The 26,788-nt window shown below is 46.8% G+C and carries 30 protein-coding genes; 13 read left to right on the forward strand and 17 right to left on the reverse strand.

Annotation, left to right across the window (positions count from 1 at the left end):
- Nucleotides 1-30 precede the first annotated feature (30 nt).
- The 4 genes from J0L70_RS21510 to J0L70_RS21525 all read right to left on the reverse strand — a co-directional run bounded on the left by J0L70_RS21510 (nt 31) and on the right by J0L70_RS21525 (nt 4,207).
- Nucleotides 31-1,704: an alpha/beta hydrolase gene (locus J0L70_RS21510; RefSeq protein WP_287455811.1), complete on the reverse strand. Its 1,674-nt coding sequence runs from the start codon at nt 1,702-1,704 to the stop codon at nt 31-33.
- 80 nt (nt 1,705-1,784) lie between these two features.
- On the reverse strand, nt 1,785-2,969 hold the full coding sequence (locus J0L70_RS21515) for an aspartate aminotransferase (RefSeq protein ID WP_287455812.1): 1,185 nt from the start codon (nt 2,967-2,969) through the stop codon (nt 1,785-1,787).
- Between the two features lie 98 nt (nt 2,970-3,067).
- A complete protein-coding gene (locus tag J0L70_RS21520; protein ID WP_287455813.1) occupies nt 3,068-3,889 on the reverse strand; it encodes a Uma2 family endonuclease in 822 nt (273 codons plus the stop codon).
- Nucleotides 3,890-4,003: 114 nt separating this feature from the next.
- Nucleotides 4,004-4,207, reverse strand: a complete 204-nt coding sequence (locus tag J0L70_RS21525; RefSeq protein ID WP_268179789.1) for a phage integrase N-terminal SAM-like domain-containing protein — start codon at nt 4,205-4,207, stop codon at nt 4,004-4,006.
- Between the two features lie 337 nt (nt 4,208-4,544).
- Between J0L70_RS21525 and J0L70_RS21530 the strand changes: the two genes are divergently transcribed.
- Complete coding sequence (locus tag J0L70_RS21530) at nt 4,545-5,009, forward strand: hypothetical protein (protein ID WP_287455814.1); 465 nt, start codon at nt 4,545-4,547, stop codon at nt 5,007-5,009.
- On the forward strand, nt 5,006-5,629 hold the full coding sequence (locus J0L70_RS21535; RefSeq protein ID WP_287455815.1) for a PIN domain-containing protein: 624 nt from the start codon (nt 5,006-5,008) through the stop codon (nt 5,627-5,629). The genes J0L70_RS21530 and J0L70_RS21535 overlap by 4 nt, the downstream gene beginning before the upstream one ends.
- A gap of 205 nt (nt 5,630-5,834) precedes the next feature.
- Here the strand turns inward: J0L70_RS21535 and J0L70_RS21540 are convergent, their stop codons facing one another.
- Entirely contained in the window at nt 5,835-6,998 is a 1,164-nt protein-coding gene (locus J0L70_RS21540; protein ID WP_287455816.1) for an iron-containing alcohol dehydrogenase family protein, read from the reverse strand.
- Between the two features lie 22 nt (nt 6,999-7,020).
- Nucleotides 7,021-7,539: a Ycf51 family protein gene (locus J0L70_RS21545; protein WP_017290971.1), complete on the reverse strand. Its 519-nt coding sequence runs from the start codon at nt 7,537-7,539 to the stop codon at nt 7,021-7,023.
- Nucleotides 7,540-7,797: 258 nt separating this feature from the next.
- Between J0L70_RS21545 and J0L70_RS21550 the strand changes: the two genes are divergently transcribed.
- From J0L70_RS21550 to J0L70_RS21570, 5 genes are all read left to right on the forward strand, one after another.
- A complete protein-coding gene (locus J0L70_RS21550; protein ID WP_017290973.1) occupies nt 7,798-8,961 on the forward strand; it encodes a GuaB3 family IMP dehydrogenase-related protein in 1,164 nt (387 codons plus the stop codon).
- Nucleotides 8,962-9,115: 154 nt separating this feature from the next.
- Entirely contained in the window at nt 9,116-9,283 is a 168-nt protein-coding gene (locus J0L70_RS21555; RefSeq protein WP_190649508.1) for a hypothetical protein, read from the forward strand.
- 340 nt (nt 9,284-9,623) lie between these two features.
- On the forward strand, nt 9,624-9,842 hold the full coding sequence (locus J0L70_RS21560; protein WP_017290974.1) for a hypothetical protein: 219 nt from the start codon (nt 9,624-9,626) through the stop codon (nt 9,840-9,842).
- A gap of 131 nt (nt 9,843-9,973) precedes the next feature.
- The gene (locus tag J0L70_RS21565; RefSeq protein ID WP_287455817.1) at nt 9,974-10,573 is read left to right on the forward strand and encodes a low-complexity tail membrane protein; all 600 of its coding nucleotides are present in this window, start codon (nt 9,974-9,976) and stop codon (nt 10,571-10,573) included.
- Between the two features lie 98 nt (nt 10,574-10,671).
- Nucleotides 10,672-10,863, forward strand: a complete 192-nt coding sequence (locus J0L70_RS21570; protein ID WP_017290976.1) for a hypothetical protein — start codon at nt 10,672-10,674, stop codon at nt 10,861-10,863.
- A gap of 52 nt (nt 10,864-10,915) precedes the next feature.
- Here the strand turns inward: J0L70_RS21570 and J0L70_RS21575 are convergent, their stop codons facing one another.
- Nucleotides 10,916-11,440, reverse strand: a complete 525-nt coding sequence (locus J0L70_RS21575) for an alpha/beta hydrolase (protein WP_017290977.1) — start codon at nt 11,438-11,440, stop codon at nt 10,916-10,918.
- Between the two features lie 113 nt (nt 11,441-11,553).
- Between J0L70_RS21575 and aroC the strand changes: the two genes are divergently transcribed.
- Nucleotides 11,554-12,633, forward strand: coding sequence for a chorismate synthase (gene aroC / locus J0L70_RS21580; RefSeq protein ID WP_017290978.1), 1,080 nt, complete (start codon nt 11,554-11,556; stop codon nt 12,631-12,633).
- Between the two features lie 351 nt (nt 12,634-12,984).
- On the opposite strand, the gene J0L70_RS21585 is transcribed toward aroC, so the two are convergent.
- Nucleotides 12,985-15,189: a sensor histidine kinase gene (locus tag J0L70_RS21585; protein ID WP_287455818.1), complete on the reverse strand. Its 2,205-nt coding sequence runs from the start codon at nt 15,187-15,189 to the stop codon at nt 12,985-12,987.
- Nucleotides 15,190-15,195: 6 nt separating this feature from the next.
- Nucleotides 15,196-15,936, reverse strand: coding sequence for a phycobilisome rod-core linker polypeptide (locus tag J0L70_RS21590; RefSeq protein WP_287455819.1), 741 nt, complete (start codon nt 15,934-15,936; stop codon nt 15,196-15,198).
- Nucleotides 15,937-16,160: 224 nt separating this feature from the next.
- Between J0L70_RS21590 and J0L70_RS21595 the strand changes: the two genes are divergently transcribed.
- Nucleotides 16,161-16,862: a response regulator transcription factor gene (locus J0L70_RS21595; protein WP_017290981.1), complete on the forward strand. Its 702-nt coding sequence runs from the start codon at nt 16,161-16,163 to the stop codon at nt 16,860-16,862.
- A gap of 53 nt (nt 16,863-16,915) precedes the next feature.
- Here J0L70_RS21595 and J0L70_RS21600 read toward each other — a convergent pair whose 3' ends face one another.
- From J0L70_RS21600 to J0L70_RS21610, 3 genes are all read right to left on the reverse strand, one after another.
- Nucleotides 16,916-17,344, reverse strand: a complete 429-nt coding sequence (locus J0L70_RS21600; RefSeq protein ID WP_287455820.1) for an HNH endonuclease — start codon at nt 17,342-17,344, stop codon at nt 16,916-16,918.
- Nucleotides 17,341-17,685, reverse strand: a complete 345-nt coding sequence (locus J0L70_RS21605; RefSeq protein ID WP_287455821.1) for a hypothetical protein — start codon at nt 17,683-17,685, stop codon at nt 17,341-17,343. The genes J0L70_RS21600 and J0L70_RS21605 overlap by 4 nt, the downstream gene beginning before the upstream one ends.
- Before the next feature lie 117 nt (nt 17,686-17,802).
- The gene (locus tag J0L70_RS21610) at nt 17,803-18,009 is read right to left on the reverse strand and encodes a helix-turn-helix domain-containing protein (RefSeq protein WP_036044949.1); all 207 of its coding nucleotides are present in this window, start codon (nt 18,007-18,009) and stop codon (nt 17,803-17,805) included.
- Between the two features lie 213 nt (nt 18,010-18,222).
- Between J0L70_RS21610 and J0L70_RS21615 the strand changes: the two genes are divergently transcribed.
- Together J0L70_RS21615 and J0L70_RS21620 are read left to right on the forward strand one after the other, a co-directional pair.
- On the forward strand, nt 18,223-18,396 hold the full coding sequence (locus J0L70_RS21615; protein ID WP_017290985.1) for a hypothetical protein: 174 nt from the start codon (nt 18,223-18,225) through the stop codon (nt 18,394-18,396).
- Nucleotides 18,397-18,600: 204 nt separating this feature from the next.
- Nucleotides 18,601-19,401 (forward strand): Rpn family recombination-promoting nuclease/putative transposase, encoded by an 801-nt coding sequence (locus tag J0L70_RS21620; protein WP_190649522.1) that lies wholly within the window; start codon nt 18,601-18,603, stop codon nt 19,399-19,401.
- Nucleotides 19,402-19,640: 239 nt separating this feature from the next.
- Here J0L70_RS21620 and J0L70_RS21625 read toward each other — a convergent pair whose 3' ends face one another.
- The 3 genes from J0L70_RS21625 to J0L70_RS21635 form a co-directional block, all read right to left on the reverse strand.
- On the reverse strand, nt 19,641-21,905 hold the full coding sequence (locus J0L70_RS21625; RefSeq protein ID WP_287455822.1) for a GUN4 domain-containing protein: 2,265 nt from the start codon (nt 21,903-21,905) through the stop codon (nt 19,641-19,643).
- 204 nt (nt 21,906-22,109) lie between these two features.
- Nucleotides 22,110-22,487, reverse strand: coding sequence for a hypothetical protein (locus J0L70_RS21630; protein ID WP_287455823.1), 378 nt, complete (start codon nt 22,485-22,487; stop codon nt 22,110-22,112).
- 183 nt (nt 22,488-22,670) lie between these two features.
- Nucleotides 22,671-24,164 carry a bifunctional aminoglycoside phosphotransferase/ATP-binding protein gene (locus tag J0L70_RS21635; RefSeq protein ID WP_287455824.1) on the reverse strand — a complete coding sequence of 498 codons (1,494 nt, stop codon included), beginning with the start codon at nt 24,162-24,164 and terminating at the stop codon, nt 22,671-22,673.
- Nucleotides 24,165-24,329: 165 nt separating this feature from the next.
- On the opposite strand from J0L70_RS21635, the gene J0L70_RS21640 reads away from it, so the two are divergent.
- Together J0L70_RS21640 and J0L70_RS21645 are read left to right on the forward strand one after the other, a co-directional pair.
- Entirely contained in the window at nt 24,330-24,746 is a 417-nt protein-coding gene (locus J0L70_RS21640; RefSeq protein ID WP_190649530.1) for a XisH family protein, read from the forward strand.
- On the forward strand, nt 24,734-25,069 hold the full coding sequence (locus J0L70_RS21645; protein ID WP_190649532.1) for a XisI protein: 336 nt from the start codon (nt 24,734-24,736) through the stop codon (nt 25,067-25,069). Before J0L70_RS21640 ends, J0L70_RS21645 begins: the two co-directional genes overlap by 13 nt.
- Nucleotides 25,070-25,118: 49 nt before the next feature.
- Here J0L70_RS21645 and rplY read toward each other — a convergent pair whose 3' ends face one another.
- The gene (gene rplY / locus J0L70_RS21650) at nt 25,119-25,412 is read right to left on the reverse strand and encodes a 50S ribosomal protein L25 (protein WP_190649533.1); all 294 of its coding nucleotides are present in this window, start codon (nt 25,410-25,412) and stop codon (nt 25,119-25,121) included.
- Between the two features lie 19 nt (nt 25,413-25,431).
- On the reverse strand, nt 25,432-26,772 hold the full coding sequence (locus tag J0L70_RS21655; RefSeq protein ID WP_017290992.1) for an adenylosuccinate synthase: 1,341 nt from the start codon (nt 26,770-26,772) through the stop codon (nt 25,432-25,434).
- Nucleotides 26,773-26,788: the final 16 nt, after the last annotated feature.

A 26,788-nucleotide genomic window follows, 5' to 3' on the forward strand; every position in this document is an offset into this window, starting at 1 on the left:
GCTCAAAATATTCCTCAACCTCGGATTTCTTTAATATCCCTGACGACTCTTTTCCCCAAATTTCAAAATACTGACATCGTATCGCTCATTTGCTAGTAAAACCTGTATGCCTTTTGCTTGGCAGTGTTGAGAAAAGAGCTTGAGTAGATATCGGCGATCTCCTTGATTGGGATCGATCGTGGCGAGAAATTTCTCAAATCCAAGACTGCTCAACCCATAGATAATTTGACGACAAAAATGCGCATCAGAATTGTACAAAAAGCCACCATGTCCATCAATTCCTGAGAAAATGAGAGTCACATAATCCCAAAAGCTTAAAAACGATTTTCCTAACGCCTTGCTCACGATTCCTTTGCCATTTTCTTTGTAGTCGGTGCAATCAAAGTATGTGAAAAGCTCAGCAATAAACCGCTCGTTTTCTACTCCAACTTCTTTTTGACGGGCTGAAAGTGGAACACCTTCGTGCAAATAAAGACAATTGAGAAACTCTTCACTCTTGAACGGAATCAGAATTCCTTGATCATCTAAATTGACAATTCCCATTTTTTCGACGGTGGCATTTGGAGATTTGACTAAAACATTGCCCAATCGATAGCCACCATCGCGCGTATTTGCCGGAAAGCTAAAATAATTGGCTGCGGTTGAAGCAATCTTCAGAACCATATCGCCTTCATTGCTAAAGAGATAGGCTTCATCAAAGCGGCGCAGCGACGATCGTAAAGGATTGCCTCGTCCTGAGATAATCGATTCTGATGAGATGTCAGGCGCGACCAAGACTAATCGTCCTAAGCGAAAAACATTGCCAATATTAGAAGAAGGGCACTTCTCTTTGTCTGTGACTTCTAAATTTCCGATCGATCTACGATCGAAAACATCTGACAATACTTTCACCGTATTCGTCACAACATACGCGCCCATGCTGTGACCGATAAAATGCAACCGAATTCGGCGATCGTTATTTTCTTCCTGTTCCCAAAACTCATAGTTTTGCCTCAGATTGTCCGTCGGAGATTGAGAAACAATCTGCTTATCTAACTGACGAATAAATTCAACTAAATCAGCAACTCCATAATTTGCTGCGCGATACGTGTCTCGAAAATAACCAGAGACGCGCAGTACAAAAACAGTCAGAATAACGACAAGGATCAACAGTGAAATTGTGAGGACAACGGAGGAAGCAATCAGAATGGTTAAATCGTTGATGACTTTAAAAATTGCGATCGCCGTGTTCAAAACTGCGCCAATTGCCCAGATCGACATCCCAAAAATTCCAGCCAACGCTAAAGGTTTCGGCAGCGCCCTAAAAGCGATACGAAGAAATTTCGTCAATTTTTGAACATTCTTAATCCAACTGCCTGTATTTGGCAAAACCTGCTCAGAAGGCCAGCGATATCCAATCACAACAAACCCCGGAGAAACTTGCGCGTCAAAATTTCTGCCAATGTATTTTCGCGTTTCTTCGTACCACCATCTTGAACCAGATGGGCTAGAGTTATAACCGTGAATGGCGATTAAAATCTCAGCATTGCCTTCATGCTGTTTGAGATAATCTGCAATTTCTTTTAAGACTTCGTTGGGATCTCTTGCAACTGTAATTTCTTCTTTGTCTTCGACATTAATCGGTGCAGTACTACTCACGATATATCCTGGAAACCGAATTCCTTCGTCTGCAAATTGCTCGATCGTGAGTAGGTGATGACCCATGAGAATGTCCTTGTGCCTGTATCAATTCGTCGAATATGATACCGTCAGATCGCGGTTCTACTGGGAAAATTTGATTTCTCTTAAGCGAATCGGATATTGGCTTGTTTTAATCGGTTCAGGGCTTCTCCTAAGCGATCGCATTCTGCAATCAAACTCACCCGCACATAGCCTTCTCCGCCTGCGCCAAATGCATTCCCCGGAGTAACAACGACTCCAGTTTTTTGCAGCACGGACAGCGCAAAATCGGTTGATCCCATACCGGGTGGGCAAGGAATCCAGAGATACATCGTTGCACTCGGTTTCGGAACAGACCAGCCTAATTCAGCTAAGCCTGCAATCAGAAAATCTCGGCGGGTGCGATAGCGTTCTTGAACTTCGACCAAATAGCGATCGGGCAAATTCAACGCGGTTTCTGCCGCAGTCTGAATCGCTGAGAAAATTCCATAGTCCAGATTCGTCTTCAAAGTCCGCAAGCCTTGAATCACCTGACGATTCCCGACGACAAACCCAACTCGCCAACCTGCCATATTGTAGGTTTTAGACAGCGTGTGGAACTCGACTCCAATCTCTTTCGCGCCTGGAATTTCGAGCAAGCTCGTGGGCTGATACCCATCAAACGCTAACTCTGCATACGCTTGATCGTGAACGAGCAAAATCTCATGCTTCTTGGCAAAGGCGACAATTTCTTCAAAAAATTCGCGCGGAGCTGTTGCCGTGGTTGGATTACTTGGATAGTTAAAATACAGAATTTTCGCTTTCTGAGCGACTTCATCCGGAATCGCGCCCAGATCAATCAACCAATCCTGCTCTGCTTTTAGCATCAACGGATAGAGTGTCGCACCCGCAATCAAGGGCCCGCGAAAATGGGGCGGATAAGAAGGACTAGGAACGAGGACAACATCTCCCGGATCAAGATAGGCGAGTGCTAAATGAGTCAAGCCTTCTTTTGAGCCTAACAAGGGCAACGCTTCTCCCTCTGAATCAAGCATGACTCCATATCGGCGTTGATACCAATTGGTAATCGCTTTACGAAAATTTGCAGTGCCTTCAAAGGGAGGATAACCGTGATGTTTGCGGTCTTGAATGGCTGCGATCGCAGATTCGACGATCGGGGCTGGAGTCGCCCCGTCTGGATTTCCCATCCCTAAATCGATTAAATCAACGCCTTGCGCTCTGGCATTGGCTTTTAGCTCATCGAGACGTGCAAACACATACTGAGGAAGCTTGGTTAAGCGATCGGCAGGAGAAATCCAGGGCAAATTCATGGGATTGAAACGGAGTCAGGACGACATTTTGTATGGCTGAGTTGGCTATTCTACCGCAGATTCAACCCCTCCAACATATGCGGATTTACGAGGCTTACTTAGATTTGATCTGGATCAACTCCTAGCGATCGCAATTTTTCTGCGAGTCGTTCTGCTCGCTGCCGTTCCGTCTCTGCGCGTAATCGTTCTGTCTCCGCTCGTTCCGCTCCTGTGGGAATGACTTGCCCGGTGCGATCGCACCAGCGCAACCAAACTCGCGTAATATCTTCTTCAAATTGTCCTGACCAGAGCGTCAGTCCTAATCCCACTTCTTCGAGCCATACTACCTGCCCGACATCGTTGATTCCCTGGGTAGGAGTTAACTCTATATAACGCCCTGCCGAATTTGACCATACCCGCAAAAGGGCTTGATTCATATCCGGTTTGGTCTGAATCTGGCGCAAGGGATCAAACACGACATAGTAAGGAATGCGAATTTGGGCATACAAGTCTTTTTTGGCAGTCGTTTTTCCCTTCTGCTTCGACTTAGAACTCAACGTCAGTTCGTCGCCCTCTTTATTCGAGACAATTTCAATACAAACTTCTGGGAGTTTGCCGAATTCCCAAACAAAATAAGCGCGATTTTCCCTTTGCGAAAAATCGTCCGCGCATTGCACTCCGAGACTCAGCATCATGTCTGGCACGATCGGATCGCCTTTGAGAATGTAGAACAGTCCGACATTTGCTGCGGCGAGAAACGGTGCCGGAATTGGTCTGGAACTGTAAAGCGGTTCCACCAATAACCGTTGTTGTTTCTCAGATTGCAGGTTGTCCACGGGCGTATCATCCTCGGACACGTACTCGTGTGCCGAAGGCAACGTCAAATGGCTAATGTCTAGCTCGGTGACGATTTCATCCGTATTGATCAATTGCTGAGTCATGGGCAGCGACCAAACTCGATACTCTATTTATTATCGTCATTATCGTCGAATCTTTGCTCTAGTGCGAATGAAGCTATTCGAGGAGCGATCGCAAAGAGTGTACTCGATCGCTCCTTACACCACATACAAAAATCCTACAAAATCTGGACTTCCCATATCTTTGGGATGGGTCTTGTTGTGGAACAGGATACAGCGCCGAATCCATTGAATATAAGTTTGTTCAGTGCGATAGGAATAATGCTTCACCCGCAACAGGTCAGAGACTTGTTCGAGCAGTTTTCTGGGGCGTGGCTCCATCAGGGCAAATCCTAACTCCATAATTCTGTTACTCAGGATCTTAGGCAGACAGCCACAGGTTCTCTTTTGGAAGAAATACGGAAAGTTTCCGCCTAAGATCTCTGTCGAGGGGTATTATGCGGAAATCGTGTCGGGCTAAGTGGCTCAATCCGGACTTAGGCAGAAGAATTCAGGCTAAGTGCCTCAAATTGGGATCTTAGGCGGAAACTTTCAGTCCAAATAATAGTTATGCCTCTTAGATCCCGGTGAGGACGCACCTAAAAATCTCCTAAAAATCTATTGGCTAGAAGTTGCATTACAATTAATGTAAGCCTTAAATAGTGGGTAACGGTTTCGCGGGCGAATCTAAATTATGGTTATGAGACCTGATTCACATTGGGACTTGTCAGTTGATAATCGTAGCGGTCAACTGACCCTTGTCGTTGAGGTCAAGCGCAAAACCAATGTATCGCCGGAGTGGGCAGCAAAGCTACGTCGAAATATCCTTGCACACGGAACTTTTCCAAAAGCTCCGTATTTTTTGATGGTTTTCCCAGATAAATTTTACCTATGGTCTAATAGTCAAGCTTATCAGGATCAGAGCGAACCTACCTACACTATTGATGCATTCCCAATTCTTCAACCCTACTTTGAGAGGGCAGGAGTAGTTGCAGATCAAATCAGTGGAGCTAGTCTAGAACTCATAGTTGCCTCTTGGCTTGGAGAAATAATTCATTCAAATCAATTGCCTGAGAACATTGATGCTTCTCAACAGTGGTTAATTGAGTCAGGGCTTTATGCTGCCTTAGTGGGAGGAAAGCTTGAGCATGAGGCGGCTGCGTGAATATTTATGTTGAGACAAACTTTGTTTTAGAACTAACCTTTGAGCAAGAGCAGTGTTCAAGTTGTGAGCAGATTTTGCAACTGTGTGAAGCAGGAAAAGCAAAGCTCATCGTTCCAGCTTATAGTCTTGCTGAACCTCATGAAAAACTGAGCCGCCAAGCACGAAGTCGTCGAGAACTGCAACACTCGTTAGATGCTGAGTTGCGGCAGCTTTTACGTACAGCCCCTTATGCAAGTCGTATCAAGAGCATTCAGGATATTGCTAGCTTGATGATTCAGAGTAACGAGGAAGAAAGGCATCGTTTTGTTCAATGTCGAGATCGACTCCTTAAAGTTGGAGAAATTGTTGCGCTCAATGCCAATATATTGAGCGAAGCAGCCTCTTATGAAACTGCTTACGACTTAACACCGCAAGATGCTCTTGTATACGCATCAGTTATTACTCATTTACGACAAGATTTACCAGAACAGGCTTGCTTCTTAAATCGAAACTCCAAAGACTTTGATAGTCCTGACATCATTGATGAACTTAGACAGCTCAACTGTAGAATGATTCCACGGTTTGATCGTGGACACAGCTTTATTCAGTCGCAGGTACCATCTGAGCAGCCAGAGGCATAACCAGTCGCTGCACCGGAACACCACAAGCTGGTCGGCTGAGTTACAAAGATTTCTTGCGTCCGGTGAGCTTGGTCGTTAGTTACTCTCAATATGCTCTACATTGAACTTATGCGGGGTGCGGCAGAAGTTTTCTTTTCCATACAGAGGTTGATTCGACTGTACTTGATAGCAACTTAATCAACCTCATTTCAACGTGAGATCGTTCTTACTGCACAATCTCGCCTCTGTCGCACGATCGCTGAATCTCTTCAATCTCAGTTCGCATCGTCGAATCAGGAGCCGTGGTCGAAACCATTGCCGCCATCAATTGACTCGGAGCGACACTAAACGGTAATCGATGAATGTCAGAGTTCTCTGAACAAGCTACTTCCGCTGCTTGGTGAAGTTGAGCGATCGTTACTTCAGCTAATCCTAAATCTGCCAAAGTCTTCGGCAAACCAATCTCATCGTAAAACTTCAACAATTGCTGTCGAGAAGTTGCTGCTAGTACATTCCCTTGCAGCATCTCTTCGAGTCGAAGCTGTACCAAAATGCCAAAAGCAACTTTCTCGCCATGCAGTGCATGATGGCTTTCTAGTAAATGAGTCAGTCCGTTATGAACCGCATGAGCCGCAACGGTTCGGCATTGTGCCCCACCGATTCCGCCAATCACACCTGCCATTAATACCGACGCATCTACTACTTCCTGCCAATCTGATCCCAAAGGATTCAGCAATGCAGCTTGAGACTTCTGGAACAAGATGTCTCTCAACACTCGCGCTTGTTGAACTGCGGCAATCAGCAACGTCTTGTCAGAATGACCGCTACTAACCGAAGCTTCATACCATTTCGCGATCGCATCTCCAATACCTGCAACCAACGTTCTCTGCGGTGCAGTCGCGACCAAATCGTAATCGAGCACCAGCAGATCCGGACAACGCGCTAGCGCAACATCATAGAGAAACGCATGTTGGTCGGAATAAACATTGGAGAGAGCAGTCCAAGCCGCACAAGTTGCAGCAGACGTGGGAATCGTCACGATCGGTAAATTGCACTGATACGCGACTAATTTCGCAGTATCCAGTGCTTTTCCACCGCCCACTCCAATAATCAAATCAGCCTGATGACCCGCAACGGCTGCCTTCAAATTCGCCAAAGTCTTCTCACTACAATCCTTGCCATAAGAAGCTTTCTCAGCACTGAGCGAGTGAGATTTGAAAACAGACTTGAACCGAGATTTGACGACATCCAGCGATCGATCTCCTCCAATCAGCAAAGGACGAGAACCGAGGCGCGCAATCAGATCCCCAACTTGTTCGATCGCATTAAACCCGCGAACAACTTGAGCAGGTGCGATCGACAACGAAACAATCGGATTCAATTTAGGCATGTTCAGAGATGAGAAACAAACGTTAAGCGGCTGGCTTGGGCAGTTGTGCCAAGCTTTCACGATACAACTTGATCGTAGCGTTTTCATCTTCGCGGATGGCAAGGGATCGCCGAACTTCACCTAAATATAAAGGTTGCGAAACTCCCGGTTCTGGATGCAAAACGGTCCGCAAGCGAATCGTCATTTGATCAGAACCTTGAGATAAGCGACCCGGAGAGAAAATGTCGATCGCAGCTTGTTTCAACGTCGCTTCAATTTGAGATTCGGTCACGGTTGGCGGTACAGTGATCACGACTTGCGCCGCTCCTGCATCAAATACGCGTGAATAATGGATCGAGTCTGGAATTTGCGGACGAGTATACAATCCCAAGCTGAGTGCAAAGATGCCTCCGGTGAGCACTGCCATAAATCCGGTGACTCCGACTAAGCGGAATCGAATTCCCCATTTGAAGAGAAAAGCGACGATCGCTAAAACGCCGAACGCGATCGTGGCAATTCCGAGGTACTGAGCATTTTGAATTAACTGAGCAGTGTCAAACATGGATCAAAAAGGCAAAAGGATATGCGGGAAGTACTAGAGCCAATCTTACCGTCTCTCACCTCAAATACGAGCGTTTCCAACCGTGTCGCTTCAGAGACTTGGAACGAGAAAATCGAATTGATCAAGAAAGCGCCACAACATTAATGGAAAGAAGAAACAGTATTGTCAGCTACCTGATCATTTTTCCGTTGGCTTTTCTCACACAATTCGGATTGAAATTTGATACTCTTATCCAATTAGTTCTTGGGGAACATTGGCGTGGATATTCAAATCGGTAGAGGTAAAACGGCTCGCAGAGCTTACGGGTTCGATGAAATTGCCCTTTCTCCGGGGAACCGGACACTAGATCCGAAACTAGCCGATACGCGTTGGACGATCGGCGGCATTGAGCGCGAGATTCCCATCATCGCCTCTGCAATGGATGGCGTTGTCGATGTGGGCATGGCAGTCAAACTCTCTCAGCTTGGAGCGTTAGGTGTCATCAATTTAGAAGGGGTTCAAACGCGTTACGAAGACCCGAACCCAATTCTCGATCGCATTGCATCAGTAGGACCGACTGAGTTTGTGCCTTTAATGCAAGAACTCTACTCTCAACCGATCAAGCCCGAACTGATCGAAAAGCGCATTCAAGAAATTAAGTCGCAAGGTGGCATTGCAGCAGTCAGCGCGACTCCAGCAGGCGCAAGTCAATTTGGCATGATCGCAGCGAAAGCAGGTGCAGATTTGTTCTTCATTCAGGCAACGGTGGTTTCGACTGCGCATTTGTCTCCTGAATCGATCGCACCTTTAGATCTGGCGAAATTCTGTGAAGAAATGCCGATCCCGGTCATTCTCGGAAACTGTGTGACCTATGAAGTGACCCTGAATTTGATGAAAGCTGGAGCCGCAGCCGTTCTGGTTGGCATTGGACCGGGTGCAGCCTGTACGTCGAGAGGCGTGTTGGGAGTCGGTGTGCCGCAAGCAACTGCGGTTGCAGACTGTGCGGCTGCCCGCGATGATTTCCAGCGTGAAACGGGTAAGTATGTGCCTGTGATTGCGGACGGAGGTTTAATTACTGGCGGTGATATCTGTAAATGTATTGCGTGCGGTGCGGATGCAGTGATGATTGGCTCGCCGTTTGCGCGTGCTCAAGAAGCGCCAGGTCGAGGATTCCACTGGGGTATGGCAACACCGAGTCCAGTCTTGCCGAGAGGAACTCGGATTCGAGTCGGAACGACGGGAACCTTGGAACAAATTCTGCGTGGACCTGCTCAATTAGATGATGGGACGCACAATTTACTGGGCGCACTGCAAACCAGTATGGGTACGTTAGGCGCGAAAGATATCAAGGAAATGCAGCAAGTTGAGGTGGTGATTGCGCCTTCGTTGTTAACTGAAGGCAAGGTCTATCAGAAAGCTCAACAGTTAGGCATGGGCAAATAAAAGCAGTCGAAAAGCAGCATGATTCCTGAGTTTTATTTAAGGATTGCGAACGCTTCGATAATCTTTTGATCAATTCTTTAAGAGTTTTACCAGGAGTTGCAAGATTGCCTGGTAAAACAGATTCTGTCGTCTACAATGAGGGTAGCGGAGACGCATGTTTCCGTTCACTCCTCACACCACACTCCGCCTGAACTTCGGTTTAGGCGGTTCCTTATTTTTAAACCCATTCCTGACGCTGAGACAGACGGGAGATCGTCGATCGCTGAGCTTGTCTGATCCGAATAGCGAGATGGTGATCCGCAGGGCGTACCGAACATATTAGATATTCGCGAGAGAAATGAAGGCGAGTTGTGAATATCACAGTTTGGTGGCTTCAATTTTCAATGCCTAATTATGAACACTATCTCTGATCCCAGGGGTAATTCTCACTACCTTTTACAACTCTTTAGTCTATGTAAATGTCCGAAATTGAGAAAAACGATCGTCATCCGTAGCGTACAATACAGCGGTATATCATCTTCAAATCTATTGAACCTCTTGACAATTTCGCCGGAACTGGAAAAATCTGATATCGTCATAGAAATGAATACCAGAATACAAACTTCTGTAAAGTTCAGGTTAAGATATTCTGGTGGTGTGAGTAAGTACAAATCACTAACGATATGAAATCTAACGCTTCAAACGGACAGTTTAGTAACACAGCAGTCTGTGAACCTCAGACAGGTGCATCGAATCCTTCCCTAGAGAAACTAAAACTTCTCTATGGAGCCGACCAACAAGAAAAGCTGCAAGATTTGCAAGCTGAGGCTGATTCCCTCCTCAAACAGCTTCAAGCACTCAAGCAACAACGTACCGATCAGGCTGTCGTGACCATTTCATAAGCTCGTAGTTCAGTCGAAAAATAAAGGATAGGAAACAAAAGCGAAGTCTAGCTTTTCGATTTCTATCCTTTGTTTTTTGCAGTTTCCTCGGAACGATATACTAATTCAGTTATTGCCTCCGACATTGGCTTATGCAATCGTTCTGGTCTGATCCGTATTTGTGGATTCATCTTGCAGGAATTGCGGCACTGCCGCTATCGTTGCTGATTTGCCTCTTGGGATTTGCCGCCGGTGATCCGATTTTGCCGCCTTGGTTAGAAATTGGACTCGTTGCGATCGCGGGAATTGCGCCGATCGCATGGATGCAGTCTCAAAAACCCTTCTGTATTTTTAGTCTGCTCTTCGTGGCATTGCGGCCGGAGCGGTTGAGTGAATTGCAACGAAAACTATTAGCGCTGTTTCTGGTGCGGCGAAGTCCGATCGGGATTGGCTTAGTCGCTTTAGTGTTGGTGCTGATTCTGAGATGGATTTATGCGATCGCGCCCATTGCAGAAGCGATCACCCCGATTTCGTCTCATGGATTGGGCTTAATTGTTGCCGCGATCGGCTTTCTTGCCAGCAATTTGTTTGTGCAGGTTCCCTTCAGTGTTTTTCTCGTCATGGCATCGAGTGATGCAGATGTCATGCAGCTTGAACCGATTCCAGTCGATCAAGTTGCCAAACGATTTCTCGTATTTGGAATTCCGGTGAATCAAATCGTGCCGCCGCTGGACGTTCCGAAATCGACTTGATCCCGAAAATGTCTTCAACAGCACAGACGTTTTTGGTGAGTACGTTATTCTGGAATAGTTATGCTAATCAGTCTTGCTCTCTCACACAAAGGTATTTTATGGCTAACTCCTCCTATCCCGCTGATGCAGCCGAATTGAGCGATTCCCAAATGTGGGAAAGCTTGAAGCTTGCGATCTCTGAAAGTTCAGGGTTTCAAAGCTGGCAACTGGATCGGACGTCCCAAAGTCAAGATCTAGATGCGCTAGTTCATCAGTATTTGCGTGAAACGCTTGAAACGTTAGCTTATTAATTTTCAATGGTGTTCATTGAAAGCCGAGCTAAGGTTAGTTCGGCTATTTTATTTAGCGCAGCAATCGATCGAGCGGATTGCGTACACGATCGACAAATTGATTCAATTGACGATACGCCTCTTCAATGCGATCGCCATCGACAACGACTTCCTGCGTCGGATAATTCTGCAAAATTTCCAAAACGGTTAATCTTCCATCACTGGCTGAAACTGCCAAAGCACCCCGAAGTGCTTGCCGTTCTGCTCCACCTTTTGGAGTTTGAATCGCTTTACCTAATTGGTCGAGTACCGTATTGCCAACTGGGCTATTCAGAACTCGATCGAGCACAATTGGATTCACCTTAATCGGGCGAGTGAGGGTCTGACGCACCGTTTCTGGCTTTTGACCCGAGAGACGGAAATAAGTTTGTAAATCGGGTGAAGCTTGTCCCGTCTCTGCGAAGGTGGCGAGTTCTGGCACAGAAACGGATTCTTGCAAAATTTTGTATCTGAAAATAACTCGCTCTGCTGCGATCGCAGATTTGCTCAGCAGCAGCACGGCTCCAAGGGTGAGACAGGATTGTAGGATTTTCGACATTGTGGAAATCATTATAGATAGCTCCAATTTTTAGAATCCCAAGGATTCTGAAGTGTTCCTTAGAGTACTTTTTTCCGCTACGATCGACATCCTACGCAATCAATAGAGATCACATGGGCAGCACGTTTGGGCATTTATTTCGGATTAGTACGTTTGGCGAATCGCATGGGGGTGGAGTCGGGGTTGTGATTGATGGCTGTCCGCCCCTGATTGAGATTTCTGCGGAGGAGATCCAAGTCGAGCTTGATCGCCGTCGTCCCGGTCAGAGCAAGATTACAACGCCTCGAAATGAAGCGGATCACTGTGAGATTCTATCCGGCATCGTCGATGGCAAAACGTTGGGAACGCCGATCGCGATTATGGTGCGGAATAAAGATCAGCGATCGCAAGACTATACCGAAATGGCAGTCAAGTATCGCCCGTCACATGCCGATGCAACCTACGATGCAAAATATGGGATTCGAGCCGTTGCAGGCGGGGGAAGATCTTCTGCAAGAGAAACGATCGGACGAGTTGCAGCAGGTGCGATCGCGAAAAAAATCTTGCAGCAATCCGGCGTTGAAATCGTAGCTTATGTCAAACAAATTAAAGACCTTGAAGCAGCTATTGATCCGAATACCGTCACCTTAGACCAAGTTGAAAGCAATATTGTTCGCTGTCCTGATCCCGATTGTGCAGAAGCAATGATCGATTTGATTCAGAAAACGGGCGGGCAAGGAGACTCGATCGGTGGAGTCGTCGAATGTGTGGCGCGGCAAGTTCCGATGGGATTAGGGGAGCCTGTGTTTGACAAGCTAGAGGCGGATTTGGCAAAAGCCGTGATGTCACTTCCAGCGACGAAAGGCTTTGAGATCGGTTCAGGCTTTGCGGGAACGAGAATGACCGGAAGCGAACATAATGACGAATTTTATACCGATGAGTCGGGACGACTGCGGACAGTGACCAATCGATCGGGCGGCGTGCAAGGTGGCATCTCCAATGGTGAAAATATCGTCATTCGAGTTGCATTTAAGCCGACGGCAACGATTCGCAAAGAACAGAAAACCGTGACGAATACGGGTGAAGCTGTGACGTTAGCAGCGAAGGGAAGACATGATCCTTGTGTGCTGCCGCGTGCGGTTCCGATGGTGGAGGCGATGGTTGCATTGGTGCTGTGTGATCACTTGCTGAGACAGCGCGGGCAATGTGGCTAGAGTGGTGAAGTCGTCAAACTGCATGAATTTTGCAGAGTGGGGAGTGGGGAGAACCTATGCTCAGATTGCTCCCTATCTCTCTATCAGCTTGGCTTGGGTGAACGATTAAGTAGATCAAAATCAGTTCAGCAAGTTCTCGCGCTTCGTTGCTCACTCGCCCCGGAATGAATTCGGGGCTAACTGTGCGAAGTCCGCTCTGGGACTAACAGCCGATGAAAACGGCTTCTTCAGTGGGTTTCAACCTACTTCGCACAGTTAGCCCGGACTTCCAGTTTAGGGCGGGACGCAAACAAGAGCGACTATCTTCCAATTCATTTCACCTTCCTACTCAGACTGATTGGGTGTTTCTCGTTAGCGCTTCAAGGGAAGCTTCAGTAAGCAAGTCGTTCCTTTTCCAGGTGTACTCGTAATCTGCATTGTTCCTTGATGTAAGTCCACGCATTTTTGAACAACAACTAAACCTAGACCAGTGCCCGGAATCGAGCCTACATTCTTACCGCGATAAAAGGGTTCAACGAGTCGCCGCTGATCTTCTGGAGCAATGCCAATGCCTTCATCTTCAACGCTGAGAAGTACTGCATCCGATTGAAATTCTAATGCTAGCTTGACAGTTCCGCCTTTTGGAGAGTACTTGATCGCATTCGATAACAGATTGGACAAGACAGAATGCATTAACTTCTCATCTAGCTCGATCGAACAAGGCTTTCCTTGACAAGTAAAAGTGAGATGATGCTGATTCCCTGCACTCAGTTGCATTTCCTCAACAAACTGATGACAATACTGGTCTAAGCACAGTGGTTTGGGATGAAAAACTAGGTTTCCAGCTTCAGCGCGGTTGATTGTCAGAATGTCATCTAGCAATTGCACCATATTTTTGACTGAATCTTGAATGCGGTGCAGATTGCGCAATCGTTTTTCAGTCTGGTTCCATTCAACCTGAGAAGTTTCTAACACTTGAGCAGCAGCTAAAGCAGTACTTAGTGGAGTGCGAAACTCGTGAGATGCCATTGAGAAAAAGCGAGTTTTTAAGAGATTCAGTTCTTTCTCGCGCTCTAGTGCTAATCGAATCTCATCTGCCCGTTTTCGAGCAGTGGTATCGCGTTGGACTGCAATCCAATGGGTATACCAACCCTGAGCATCGGCAACAGGGACTAAGCTAAATTCATTCCAAAATTCTGAGCCATCTTTCCGATAGTTAATCACTTCTACGGTGACAGATTCCCATCGATCGAGCGCATTGCGAATTTTTTGCAGTTCAGCACGATCGGTCTTTGCTCCTTGCAGAATTCGAGGCGTTTTTCCTAAAACTTCTGCTGCCTCGTAGCCTGTAATGCGCGTAAAAGCCTCGTTCACATAGAGAATGCGAGGACCAGGCTCATCGATCGGTTGAGCTTCAGTAATGATCACTGCATCGTTCGTATGCACAACGACTGATTGTAAGAGTCGTAATTGTTCTGCTCGTTGCTTTTGCTCAGTAATATCAGCAATCACAGCAACCATCCCGTTGATCTGGCCATGACTATCTTGCAGCGGTGCAGCCGAGAAAATAATGTCGATCGCGGTTCCATCTTTGCAATGCCGACAGAGTTCGACTCGCGGATGCGTTTTACCTGCTAGTACACTCTTTTGTAAGCTCGTCTCTCCTTCTAACGGATCATCGAGACGAATGGGACTCGGATGACCGAGTACTTCTGCTTCAGTCCAGCCAAACATCTGCTCGGCGGCTGGATTCCAAATCTGCACATGCCCGACTCGATCGAGCATCAAAATGGCACGGGGCGAAGCAGTAACTAAAGCTTGTAAGGTATCGTTCGTATGACGTAAAGCGAGTTCGGTGCGTTGTCGCTCGATGATTTCTGCTCTTAAAGAAACATTCGCTGCTGCTAGTTCTGCGGTGCGTTGTTGAACTCGCTGCTCTAAATCAGAATTTAGCTGCTGAAGTTGGTTATAGAGTTCGGATTGTTGAATCGCGATCGCAACTTGAGTCGCAAGTTGCTTCATCAATTCCACTTCCCAATTTTTCCATTGGCGAGGACTCCGACAGTGATGAGCAATCAACAGTCCCCAAAGATAGGGTTGTTCGAGAGGCTCACGATGCTTTTGCAGAATGGGGACAACTAACTTTGCCTGCACCCCAAACTGCCGCACAAATTCTGCTAAACAAGGTTCTACATCTGCTTGCTCAACATTCGTAATCGCCCGAATTTTCCCCCAAGAGTAAGCCTGATGGTACTCTTGGGGAAACACCTCTTCTGGAAACCCTTGTCCTAGAATCTTGGGATAAGGCGGTAAGACGGTTTCGTGAATCGTACAACCCGTTCCATCGTCCCAAAGCCGATAGATGAGGACTCGATCGACGTTCAAAAAGCGTTGAACTTCCTCAACTGTTCGACTTAGCACCTCATCGAGATTCAGAGATTCACGGATATGCTGAGCAATCTGATTGACTAATCGCTCTCGATCGGTCTGCTGCCGCAGGATTCTTGCCTGCGTAACATACCGAGAAAGAGCGATAAGAAAGAAGAGTGCTAAACTACCGAGGACAAAGTGATTCACCGTGTTTTAGAAACCAAACAACGTTACCAAAAACAGCAACACAATAAACGCCGCGCCTCCATAGAATAAACCGATCCAGGCTTTTTCTAAGCTTGCGGGTGGATTCTTTTGCCAAGCCCAACGCAGGTAATCCAAGCGAGCAGAATCTCTGCGGTTGCCTCTCAGGGTCGGTTGAGACAGTTTATCTCGGTAATCCTCGCCATAGCGTGCGGTGTGAGCAAACGTCACTTCGCCTTGCGATCGTTGAGGCAAAATGCGGCGACGTTGATACGGCACAGTATTTTCGCCAAAAGTGGTCAAGTATTCTTCACTGTTGAGCAACTGCTCGACAAATCCCTGCAATCCTTTGGTGGCAAGCACGATCGACCAAGCAATCTTTTCGCGATCGCCATACACATTTCGTCCCAAAACGCGCTGAATGCAAAGCTCAACAAATCGATAATTGTTATTGCTCTCATAGTTGAGTCGCCGGAAGGAATCCGACAGCAGCAAGCCCGCGATGAATCCTTTGACGGTAATTTGTCCCGATCGCAACTGTGATTCTAAAAACTGTTGGCGATAGTAAGTGAGCATTTGTTGCTCATTAAAAATCTGACGATAAGCTGCTGTGATCAATGTATCAAAGTCAGTTCTAGACAGGAGATTATCGGTTGTGTAGATCCGAGGCTGTTCATCACCTGGGATCTCAAATCCTTCGACTCGATGATTTTGAGAAACGGGGGGATAGGTTAAGAGAGACATGGACATAAGCGTTTTCCAAACGGGATTTTTCTAGCGATCGCACTCTAGCGCGACCCTTCAAGCTGAAGGATCTCATACGAGCCGTAAGGAAATGGGTGATGAAACGGTAAAGAAAACGGAAAGAATCAGCGTGGGTAACAAATCTTGAGATTTCCTGATCTTTTTTGAAGTTCACTTCTCGTAAAATTGGTATGAATGAGTATAAATCTCTATGAAGTCACCCTCACGGTATGAGGATTCTCCTGGTTGAAGATGATGTGCGGCTTGCAGAAACGTTGGCGGAAGCGCTCAGCGATCAGCTTTACGTGGTGGATATTGCAACTGATGGAGAGTCGGGTTGGCATCAAGCCAGAGTGGTCGAGTACGATTTGATCGTGCTAGATGTGATGCTGCCAGAGTTAGATGGATTTAGCCTTTGTCAAAGATTACGATCGCATCGCTATGATTTACCGATTCTCATGCTGACTGCCTGCGACACACTCAACGATGAGATCAATGGGCTGGATGTCGGCGCGGATGATTATTTAGTGAAGCCTGTTGATTTACAAAAACTCTTTGCGCGAATTCGGGCTTTGCTGCGTCGAGGTAGCGTGAGTACGACTCCGGTTCTGACTTGGGGTGATCTCAGTCTGAATCCGAGTACCTGTGAGGTCAGTTATCGAGATACTCCGATTCATTTGACTCCGAAAGAATATGCGATTTTAGAATTGCTGTTACGCAATGGTCGTCGAGTTTTAAGTCGCAGTGTGATGATTGACCATGCGTGGTCTTCTGAGTCGTCTCCCGAAGAACCGACGGTTAAGGTTCACATTCGCGGGCTGCGCCAAAAACTCAAAGCGGCGGGAGCATCCGAAGAATTGATCGAAACGGTTCACAGTAGAGGCTATCGTTTGAACCAACCAGAGCGCGAACCGAATCCGGCGGGTTGTTGATTATTGGTTCCAGCATTCATTGCGGCAAGCTGACTAGGTTGCTGTGGCTCCATCTAGTCTATTTTGGGTGGATGTTCTCCGAGTTTGATCCAGAGTCGTCTTGTGCGGACGAGTTGTGGACGATTCATCTGTAAGGCTGCGATCGTAGTTCGACCAACAGGAGTTAATCCGAGCAGTTCTACTCCTTCTTCCTGCCATGAAAAGTGTTCTACCCAAATTTGCTGATGGGGATGGAAGAGGGGCACAGTTTCATGAGTGACTGGGTCGATCGCGGTTTGGTGATTTGATTTATGACGGTTGCAAAATGGGCAGGCAAAGCAGAGATTTTCATATTTTGTTTCGCCGCCTGCTGCACGTGGCACAATGTGCTCGAATTCAAAGGTCATAGCGGTGAGTGCTTCTGCGGTGTGGCAGTAAGCACAGCAGTTAGCGAAGCGCTCTCGGACTCTTCTTTGTAGATCAACAGGAATGTAGCCGCTCATGATGCCTGTGCGAGGTCTTTGTTTTGCTGTAATGTATACCGCGCACGGGTTTTTAGGAGCGTGAGAGCGTCGGCTTCGGCTAAAAGTTGATCGAGTTGGGCGATTTCTGTCTCGGAGAGTTGATCGTTTGTTTGTTTTGCGAGTAAATCGTCGAGTCGAACTTGATCGGCTGGAGCGAGTTTGCAATTGGCAAGGGCGTGGAGTTCTGTGGGACTGATGCCAATCAGATAGTCTGGGTCGGCTGTGGGGGAATTGACCAAGCGTTGATAGTGGTCGAGGTCGAGGATGACACCAACGCGATCGCCTTGTTCATTGACGAGGTAGCGGGCTGAGTCAGACATAAAATGACTTAATTTTTTTTCTATTGCTATCGTATCGTCTGGGCAAAGGGTTGGCTCAGGCGTGATTGACTTCTTCTATGATTTCGATGAAGGGGAGATCGATAAAAAGCAGAGACGCTATTCTTCTAAAACTTCGACGAGTTCTTCGATCGAGACATCAAACACTCGTGCGATTTTCCGAACAGAAAGCAGATTCACCATGACCATGCCGGGAGAATTTGCATAGGTTGCAACTGTGCTATACGGAAGTTCCGAACGTTCTGCAACTTCTTTCAATGTCCATCCTCGCTCGGTAGCTAGCTCCTTAATTCGCAACCTAAACACGTTTTACCCTAGCTTGACAGTATCGAGATTTCGATTTTTAATGGTCATAACCCAGAATCGAAATCTCGATACACCTGGGAAACAACATAATTCAAAGCGATCGCTCTTAGCCTGGAAAACTTGAAGCGATCGCACCTACGAATGAGGTACAGACATGATACCAATAGTTTTGTCATGCGTTGACACTTCTGCATTTTGGCGTGGAGGTGGACGATGACGTATCGCGATTCTCTTTTTCCCTGGTGCATCATTCGCTTATTGCCGAAAATGCAGCGCATCGTTGTCTGTCGCTGCCGAAATCGCAATCATGCTCAAGCGCAGATGCAGGCATTGAAACGATTAAATCGACAAGCTGTGTATGAAGTGATTTTCGATCCACCGGATTGAATCAAGCTTGCTTTTCCAATTTCAAGTTGTATCCAGCGTCAATTCCTGCTCTCACATCTGAGAGCGGAATCCTTTATCCTGAAACAGTTTTAGGCTTTTATCTTTTGTTCTATTGCTTCATGGCAAGAAAATATCCAGAATAGATTTGCCTGACCTCAGATAAAAATCGCTCTCACTGCTCAATTCCTCAAAAGTGTGTAATCCTTGAAAACCGATTCCATCTTTTACAAAATTTTCCAACTCTTTCCCAGTGCCTTTTTCGAGTTAATTGGCGAGGATGATCCACGGACTGTGACTTATGCCTTCACCTCTCAAGAAGTGAAGCAAACAGCATTCCGGCTCGATGGCATCTTTATGCCTCCGACTCGATTGCGCCAATTTCCCATCTATTTCGTAGAAGCGCAAGCATACAAAGAGAAGCGGAACTTCTACTATCGCTTCTTCAGTCAAATTCATCTCTATCTCAACGATTACGAGCCTGTAAATGCTTGGCAGGCAGTGGTGATTTTCACAGAGCGACGTTTTGATCAAGCTTTGCCGCATCACTATTCGGAGTATGACAATAATCCAAGGTTGCAGCGCATTTACTTGGATGAATTGCCGTCGGATGTAAGCGATCGTAGTCTCGGGTTGTCTTTGTTAAAGCTGCTGGGAACGAAACCGAAAGAGGCTCCGGCAAAAGGTCGATCTCTGATTGACCGAACTCGGCAAGAACTCACAGATTTGACCGTCCAGCGAAATTTTATAGAATTAGTGGAGACGGTCTTCGTTTACAAATTTCCAAAACTATCTTTTAGCGAGGTCGGTGAAATGTTGGGGCTTGGCGATTTAAAGCAAACACGGGCATATCAAGAAGCGCTTCAAGAAGGACGCGAAGAAGCGCAGAAGGAGTATCTAACTCGGATGGTTCCAAAACTTCTTCAGAAAGGCTGGACTGTTGAGGAGATCGCTGAAGATACTGGAATTTCAGTAGAGACCGTGCAGGAATTTATCAATCAGGAATAGATACAACACAATTTGGATCGCGAACTAGGAATCGATCGAGCAATCTAATCCCGACTTGTTGCAAACTGCTATGACCTCAAGATTGCCAGTTTGAGGTTTGAGTGAGGGAAATTCCAAACAACGTCTTTTCCGTGCAAAAAGTAAAATATGGTTCCAGGTAGCTTATTTCTGAAAAAGTGGAAAATCATGGAATAGCCAGTCGTTGACAAACCTTCAAAAATTTCTAGGACTAACTCGTGTTAAAGTTCACAAGTCTCTGCTCGTGAGAAGAGACACAACCCCAAAACCAACCCTCTCCAACCATCAAAACAAGGAAACTTTCCTTGTGGAGATCTGTTTAGGTCATATGTGAGGTCGTCGGAACTCAACCAGTTTCCATCATTGCGCCAACCGACGCGATCACAAAATTGTTCCCAGTCATCACTGTAAGACATCGGGCTACCGCATTCCTGCCAGATTCGTTTCTGTACGCTGAGGCCCCATTTGTTACTGCTGTATTTTATCCACAGTTGGTCTAGTATCCGCAAATCTTCACAAGGAAAGTTTTCGAGATCAGCGGAGCTAAACCATTGCCCTTCTTCCTTGCCCACTGTTGTAATCATCAGCCGATAGGTTTCTTTATCCGCCGCTTTCCATTGCTGAGTGCTCAATAGTTCCTCAAGCCTTTGATAGCGCGAGGTCTTCACCTCAGTTGCCGCTTCCCGCAGTGCATTCAGTTCTGCCAAATCTGGCTGAAGGTCGGCATCAATTCGCTTGCTCGTCTCCTGAAAGCAAGCATAGGCAAGATCTTTAAAGCCTTGAGACAACGCTGTGCGAATCAGAGTACTCGGTTTCTTCACCTGTGCCGCATACAGCAAAATCACAGGCTTCCACCAGTCTTCGCCAAACCGTTCATACAGCAAACTCTCCTCACCTCGGCGCACCACTTCCTTTGCTGCCAAAAACTCTTGAAAACTGAGATGCGGAAACTCAAACTCTTCCGGTTCTCGCTGCACCAACAGTTCACTAATCTGCTCAATCTGTCTCAAAAAGTCCGCAGGCGCGATCGATTCCTCTTGAGCTTTTAGATATCCCTCCAGCCGCTTCAGCAAAACCGCTTGCTCGACTCGTTCTTCTTTTTGCTGCATCATTTCCAGTGCCAGCATTTGCAAGATGACTTGCGCTGTCGCATATTCATCATTGTCCCCTGTGAGCCAAGTTTCAATATCTCTTGCACCAGGACGATCGCGCAATTGCAGCACGCAGATTTCTTGATACAGTTCGACGCGACGTTTTGGCAGCTTGCTACTGGGATAGCGTCGATGAAACATGGCGATCATATTCAGCAGCAGCGGATTTTGTGACAGATCTGCTAAATCCTGCCGCTGGTTAATTTGTTTGAGTAAATCATCCGCCGCATCTTGAGCCGCTTTTCTCACGGCTGGAATATCTTCTTTACCGTGGTGATAATATTCCTGACACCAGTACCATTTCTCCACAAAAGCTTTGCGCTGCTGTTCATTAAAGTTTCGGACATACAGCAGCGAATTAAAATCGATGCGATCGCTACTCGTTTGCTCGTTGTAAGCTTTCGGTCGCGCTGTGAGAATAAACAGCGATTTGCGATATTTTTTGCGCTGAGCATTCAACCAACGTGCTACCAGCGGACGTTTTGCCTTCGGAACTTCATCAAATCCATCCAACATCACCAGCATTTTGCCCTGCTCTAGCATCTCCTTTGCCCAATTGCTCGGCATTTTCAGATCCGCGATCGGCAAGCTAGGAATGTGATGCTGCATGATCAACTCAGGCAAACTCGGCGGAGTCTCCTGACTCAAAATCTCTCGATACTTCCGCAGCAGTAACAAAACTGGAATATAGCGAGTGACCTCTTTAGGCTGCTTATTTCTGCCTAAGCTAAAGGCAATGTGCCGTAGTAACGTCGTTTTGCCATAGCCACCCCAAGCCAAGATCGCAATTTCGCTATAAATCGCATCCCGCTTTGCCCGCGCCAGCAAATCCCAAATACTCACACCCGCAGATTGCAACAGTTCCAAATCTTCAAGCGATCGAGAAAATCCTGGAGATGCCACCCGTCCATCGAATTCTAACGGCACAAAGACTTGCTCTAGCATCGGTGTAAAAATGCCGCTAATCTTCGCCATTCCTTCGGTGCTACAAGTTTCGCATTCTGCTGCCTGCGCCTCAAAATATCGATCTTCGGCTGAAGTCAATTTTGCGATCGCTTGTTCTCCGAATTGATCTAGCTTTTTGTTAACGACTTCTCCAGCTTTTTCTAACCGCTGTTGATTGCCTTTATGAATCGGCTCTAGCAACTTCCCAGCATAAGAGAGACAAAATCCAATCAAAGTTGAAGCGATCGCTTCACTCACTTTATGTTCGATCAGCAAGAGCCACAGCCCATACCCTCCGCCCACGCCAATCCCACCCGGTTTCAGCACTTTGACGAGAATTCCCGCAAGCCATTCTGGAATAGGAGCTTGTTTTGAGGGTTCTTCAGGCATAACACTTTCGATGAAAGGCTCTATTTCTTTCTAGCGCAGAAATCTGAAATGAGCGCATTCATAAATTAATTTTGGGGAGTGGGCGATGGGGAGATAGAGAGCAATCTAGATCTAGGTTCTCCCCATTCCCCTATTCCCCCACTCCCCAAAATTAACGTGGTGAACTAGTAGCTCTTCGCGTTCAAATTCAAGCCCGATCTACCGCTATTCTTCACCGTTATTAGTTTGATTATTGGGTTGCTCGCGCTGAAAAAACGTTCTAGTCAGCGTCTTTAACGTGACTGGCTCTTGTTCTTTGCGGCGTTTGCGATGTTGTAGAGCAGTTGTGCCTCGGCGACGCTGCCGCGATCGCGCAACACTTTCCACTCCCTCGTCATGCACTCGTCTTCGAGTCGGTTCGATGTTCTCATCTTTCGACAGCCACCAATCGACAATAAATCCGCTTGCCGTTCCCCCGATCGCGCCGAGTGCAATACTAAACAGCGCTGGATAGCCCAGAGCATAGAGGCTAATTAGAAATAACAGCCAAATCTGAAGCCCAACGGCAAAGCCTTTAGATACTGGTTCTCCTTTCTCAGCCACGATCGTTGATTCCTAAGTTTCTTTATGAGGATACAGGCGAATGCACGATGTCGATCGCTTTATGTCCTCATTATGCAGACTTTTTAGGACAACTTATGATCGCGATCGCGCGGCTCGACGGTTCAAACACTTGTAAATTCTGGATAGAGAGGCAGAGGTAAGGAAGTCTGCCTCTAACTTGTACTAGCTGAGGGTTTTAACCAATGGCTTTTCCGTCTCGCTAAACGTTTCAAACGTTTGGTTTGCTAGAACATCGAGATCAGCATCGGAAATGTCCCCCTGTCGCTGCGCAACGCGATCGCGTAAAACTTCCGCCGGAACATCACAGTAGAGAATCTCAATCTCAATTCCCTGTGCTTGTGCTTTCTCAATCACGGGAGTGCGTAAAGCTTGACGATCGTACTTCGCATCCAAAATCACGGTATAGCCTTGCGATGCTAAAGTTGTGCCGAGTTCTAGTAAGCGATCGTAAGTCTTCTGAGTCATCTCAGGACTGTAAAGTGAAGCATCGCCTTTCTCATCCAACGCCACGCCACCTAAATGCTTACGAACTGCATCAGAGCGAATTTGAATGGCTCCAGTTTCACGGGCTAGTTTAGATGCGATCGTACTTTTCCCAGATCCAGAGAGTCCCGACATCAGAACAATCTTGCCTTGTCTCGGTTGCGTATACTCCCAAGACAAACGATAGTAACGGCTAGCAGTTTCTTTCGATTCTGCCTTCACGGATTCTGGAACACTCGGATCACTCAGCAAGAATGAAGTAACTTTCGCTCGAACATAAGACTGACGGCTATTGTAAAGTGGCAAAACTTGTAAGCCTTCCCAGTCGCCCGATTGTTCCAGATAAGCATTCAAAAACAGATTGCTTAGATCCCGACGATTCCGAGCATCAAAATCCATGATGATGTAAGCAACGTCGAACATCGTATCGACGAATCGGAACGGCTCATTAAACTCAATGCAATCGAACAAAAGAATCTTATTGTTCCAGAAGCAGATGTTTCTCAAATGAACATCGCCATGACATTCTCGGATAAATTTATGTTCGACTCGGCTTTTGAAAAGGGCTGCACTCTCAGCAAATAGCTTGTCGGTGTAAGCTTTCGTCTGATCAAACTGTTCTTGAGTCTGAGCCACTCCAATATAGCCAACCGTTTGATCGTAGTTTTCGTCGATCGCTTGGCGAATCTGAGACACTTCCCCAAAGCTGAGAATGTAATCATTCGTCGGTGCAGATTTGTGGAATGCTGCTAAAACCTTTGCTAAATCGAGTAAATGCTGCTCGGTGAGTTCTCCACGATCGTACATGGCACTCAGCAATGTCTCTTGAGGAAATTGCTGCATTTTCACCACATGATCCACGACTTCGCCTGAACCATCCAGCACAAACTTGTCACCATCTTGCGTAATCGGCACAATGCCCAAATATAATTCTGCTGCACCGCGTTTGTTCAGCCGCAACTCTTCCTCACAGAAATGTTTGCGTTTTTCCAAAGTGGAATAGTCCAAAAAACCGAAATTCACAGGTTTTTTCAGCTTATAAACATAGTCTCCGGTGAGAAAAACATAGGAAACGTGAGTCTGAATTAACTCGATCTCGCCTTGAACCGGATGATCATAAATTTCGGGATTGAGCAGCGCTTCAACGATCGGAGGAAGAGTCGTAGTCGTCATAAATTACATCTACACAGAAGGACGGGAATTCAAGAGGCATGAAAAAAGCCAGGGATCTCTCCCTAGCTTTATATACATTAGATCGGTCAGCAAGCAGTCATAAATCCCAGAATCTTCAAAGCATCTAGATATGATGATTTCAGTGTCCATTTTTTCATGCGATCGATGTCTAATCGAGATCTGTTTCACTTTGCAGTCAAACGAGCCTTACAGAAACAAGGCTGGTCAATCACAGATGATCCGCTGATTCTAGAAATTGAGGAAATTTTAGTCAAAATCGATTTGGCGGCAGAACGTCTGATTGGGGCAGAACGGGATGGAGAAAAGATCGCAGTAGAAATTAAAAGCTTTGCAGGAGATTCAGCGATTAGCGAGTTTCATACTGCACTCGGACAGTGTTTGGACTATCAGATTATGCTAGAAGAAAACGAGCCTGATCGAATCTTGTATCTAGCTGTTCCAGCAGATACGTATCAAACCTTCTTTCAGACTCGATTTGCTCAGATTGTGTTGGAGCGCTATCCGTTGAATCTGTTGATTTATGAGCCAGTTCTGGAGGAGATTCTCGAATGGAGAAACTAGAACACTATCGGCAGTCTATTCAAGACCTGCTGACGCGCTATATTGCTGAACTTCCAACAAAAGCGGAAGTGGAAAGCCAGCTATTGATCGACACACAGCGAGATCATTATCAATGGATGCGGGTAGGCTGGAAAGGCTCGCAACGCATTTATCACGTTGTGATCCATCTTGATATCAAAGATGGCAAAGTGTGGATTCAGCAGAATACAACTGACACAGACTTGGTGCAAGCTTTATCAGATGGAGGCATCGATCGCGAAGACATTGTGCTCGGACTACAGCCTGCATATAAGCGAGAACTGACTCTGGTTACATCTGACTAAAAAAGCCAGGGAGAAATCCCTGGCTTTTCAAATCTCCGTAAGCTAAGGCTTACTTTTGAGCAAAAAAGCTGATGTGATACAACGAACCCTTCCAAGGATGGGTTTGAACTTCACGCATCACGGTCTTGCCATTCCAGGACAATTCTGGAATATTCACTTCTACAACAGATTTATTCGGCGCAGCATCCCGAACTAGGAAGCCCGCAGCCTTAGCATCGACGACTAAGTGAATCGACTCAGCACCATTGTGGCCATACAAAGTAGCAGGAATTTTGCCATCGCGACGCAGCGCATTCGGCTTAGTTCCTTCAGGACGTTTTTGAGCTTCGATCGAGAACGGCATAATTCAAACCTAAAATCTACTAAACGTTTGCGGGTTGGGGCGTTCCGTTGGTATACAACAACGCCCGTTTCGGTCCATGAATGGGATCTTCAACAATGATCGTTTGATCGCGTTTTGCACCTAACGAAACAATCGCGATCGGCACATCCATTAATTCTGCCAGGAACTTGAGATAATCCAGCGCTTCTTTCGGCAAATCATCGAGCGATCGACATGCTTCGGTCGATCGTTTCCATCCTGGCATCGTTTCGTAAATCGGCTTGCATTGAGCAAACAAGCGCGAATTACTGGGAAAATCTTCGCAGCGTTGCCCATCGATTTCGTAGGCAACACACACTTTGATTTCATCCATTTCGTCTAAAACGTCTAGCTTCGTGATCGCTAGACAGTCCAGACCATTGATGCGGACGGCATACCGTCCAATCACTGCATCAAACCAGCCACAGCGTCTTTGTCGCCCCGTCGTCGTACCAAACTCAGCACCACGATCGCACAACAATGCGCCCATTTCTTCATGCAACTCGGTTGGGAACGGACCTTCGCCCACCCGAGTGGTATACGCTTTCGCGACACCAATGACGCGATCGATCACCGTCGGCCCAATCCCTGTCCCCACACAAGCCCCGCCGGATACCGGATTCGAGGACGTGACATAAGGATAGGTTCCATGATCCAAATCGAGCAGCGTGCCTTGTGCGCCTTCAAACAAGACATTGCGTTTGCGGCGAATCGCATCGTAAATCTTTAGCGAGCTATCCACAACATGCGGACGCAAGCGATCGGCATAGCCCATATACTCTTCAAACACTTCGTCTGCACTCAGCGGGGGCAGATCATAGAGCTTTTCGAGAATGGTGTTCTTTTGGGCGATCGTCCAAGCCAACTGCTCACGGAATCCTTCTGGATTCATCAAATCGACGATCCGAACGCCGACGCGCTCAGATTTATCGGCATAGGTCGGTCCAATGCCGCGTCCGGTTGTGCCAATTTTGTGATTTCCGCGCTGTTCTTCGGCGGCTTTATCGATCAAACGGTGATAAGGCATCGTCACATGTGCCGTCTCAGAAATCAGTAAGTTCTGAGTCGTAATGCCGAGCGCCTCAAGCTGATCCAACTCTTGAATCAGCACCTTGGGATCGATAACCGTTCCACAGCCGATAATACACTCCGTATCCGGGTACAAAATTCCAGACGGAATCAAATGAAGCTTAAAGGTCTGATCCTTGACAACGACCGTATGCCCTGCATTGACACCACCTTGATAGCGCACAACGACATCTGCCGATTTACTTAATAAATCGGTGATTTTGCCTTTACCTTCATCGCCCCACTGGGCGCCAATAACAACTACGTTAGCCAAGGGTTTTCAGGAGTCT

This window comes from Leptolyngbya sp. UWPOB_LEPTO1 (assembly GCF_017302695.1).
Classification (GTDB): domain Bacteria; phylum Cyanobacteriota; class Cyanobacteriia; order Leptolyngbyales; family Leptolyngbyaceae; genus Leptolyngbya; species Leptolyngbya boryana.

Coding starts and splice junctions, on each gene's coding strand:
- J0L70_RS21510 (WP_287455811.1), bottom strand. CDS start 1,704: ATGGGTCATCACCTACTCACGATCGAGCAATTTGCAGACGAAGGAATT.
- J0L70_RS21515 (WP_287455812.1), bottom strand. CDS start 2,969: ATGAATTTGCCCTGGATTTCTCCTGCCGATCGCTTAACCAAGCTTCCT.
- J0L70_RS21520 (WP_287455813.1), bottom strand. CDS start 3,889: ATGACTCAGCAATTGATCAATACGGATGAAATCGTCACCGAGCTAGAC.
- J0L70_RS21525 (WP_268179789.1), bottom strand. CDS start 4,207: ATGGAGTTAGGATTTGCCCTGATGGAGCCACGCCCCAGAAAACTGCTC.
- J0L70_RS21530 (WP_287455814.1), top strand. CDS start 4,545: ATGAGACCTGATTCACATTGGGACTTGTCAGTTGATAATCGTAGCGGT.
- J0L70_RS21540 (WP_287455816.1), bottom strand. CDS start 6,998: ATGCCTAAATTGAATCCGATTGTTTCGTTGTCGATCGCACCTGCTCAA.
- J0L70_RS21545 (WP_017290971.1), bottom strand. CDS start 7,539: ATGTTTGACACTGCTCAGTTAATTCAAAATGCTCAGTACCTCGGAATT.
- J0L70_RS21555 (WP_190649508.1), top strand. CDS start 9,116: ATGTTTCCGTTCACTCCTCACACCACACTCCGCCTGAACTTCGGTTTA.
- J0L70_RS21560 (WP_017290974.1), top strand. CDS start 9,624: ATGAAATCTAACGCTTCAAACGGACAGTTTAGTAACACAGCAGTCTGT.
- J0L70_RS21565 (WP_287455817.1), top strand. CDS start 9,974: ATGCAATCGTTCTGGTCTGATCCGTATTTGTGGATTCATCTTGCAGGA.
- J0L70_RS21570 (WP_017290976.1), top strand. CDS start 10,672: ATGGCTAACTCCTCCTATCCCGCTGATGCAGCCGAATTGAGCGATTCC.
- J0L70_RS21575 (WP_017290977.1), bottom strand. CDS start 11,440: ATGTCGAAAATCCTACAATCCTGTCTCACCCTTGGAGCCGTGCTGCTG.
- aroC (WP_017290978.1), top strand. CDS start 11,554: ATGGGCAGCACGTTTGGGCATTTATTTCGGATTAGTACGTTTGGCGAA.
- J0L70_RS21590 (WP_287455819.1), bottom strand. CDS start 15,936: ATGTCCATGTCTCTCTTAACCTATCCCCCCGTTTCTCAAAATCATCGA.
- J0L70_RS21595 (WP_017290981.1), top strand. CDS start 16,161: ATGAGGATTCTCCTGGTTGAAGATGATGTGCGGCTTGCAGAAACGTTG.
- J0L70_RS21600 (WP_287455820.1), bottom strand. CDS start 17,344: ATGAGCGGCTACATTCCTGTTGATCTACAAAGAAGAGTCCGAGAGCGC.
- J0L70_RS21605 (WP_287455821.1), bottom strand. CDS start 17,685: ATGTCTGACTCAGCCCGCTACCTCGTCAATGAACAAGGCGATCGCGTT.
- J0L70_RS21615 (WP_017290985.1), top strand. CDS start 18,223: ATGACGTATCGCGATTCTCTTTTTCCCTGGTGCATCATTCGCTTATTG.
- J0L70_RS21625 (WP_287455822.1), bottom strand. CDS start 21,905: ATGCCTGAAGAACCCTCAAAACAAGCTCCTATTCCAGAATGGCTTGCG.
- J0L70_RS21635 (WP_287455824.1), bottom strand. CDS start 24,164: ATGACGACTACGACTCTTCCTCCGATCGTTGAAGCGCTGCTCAATCCC.
- J0L70_RS21640 (WP_190649530.1), top strand. CDS start 24,330: ATGTCTAATCGAGATCTGTTTCACTTTGCAGTCAAACGAGCCTTACAG.
- J0L70_RS21645 (WP_190649532.1), top strand. CDS start 24,734: ATGGAGAAACTAGAACACTATCGGCAGTCTATTCAAGACCTGCTGACG.
- rplY (WP_190649533.1), bottom strand. CDS start 25,412: ATGCCGTTCTCGATCGAAGCTCAAAAACGTCCTGAAGGAACTAAGCCG.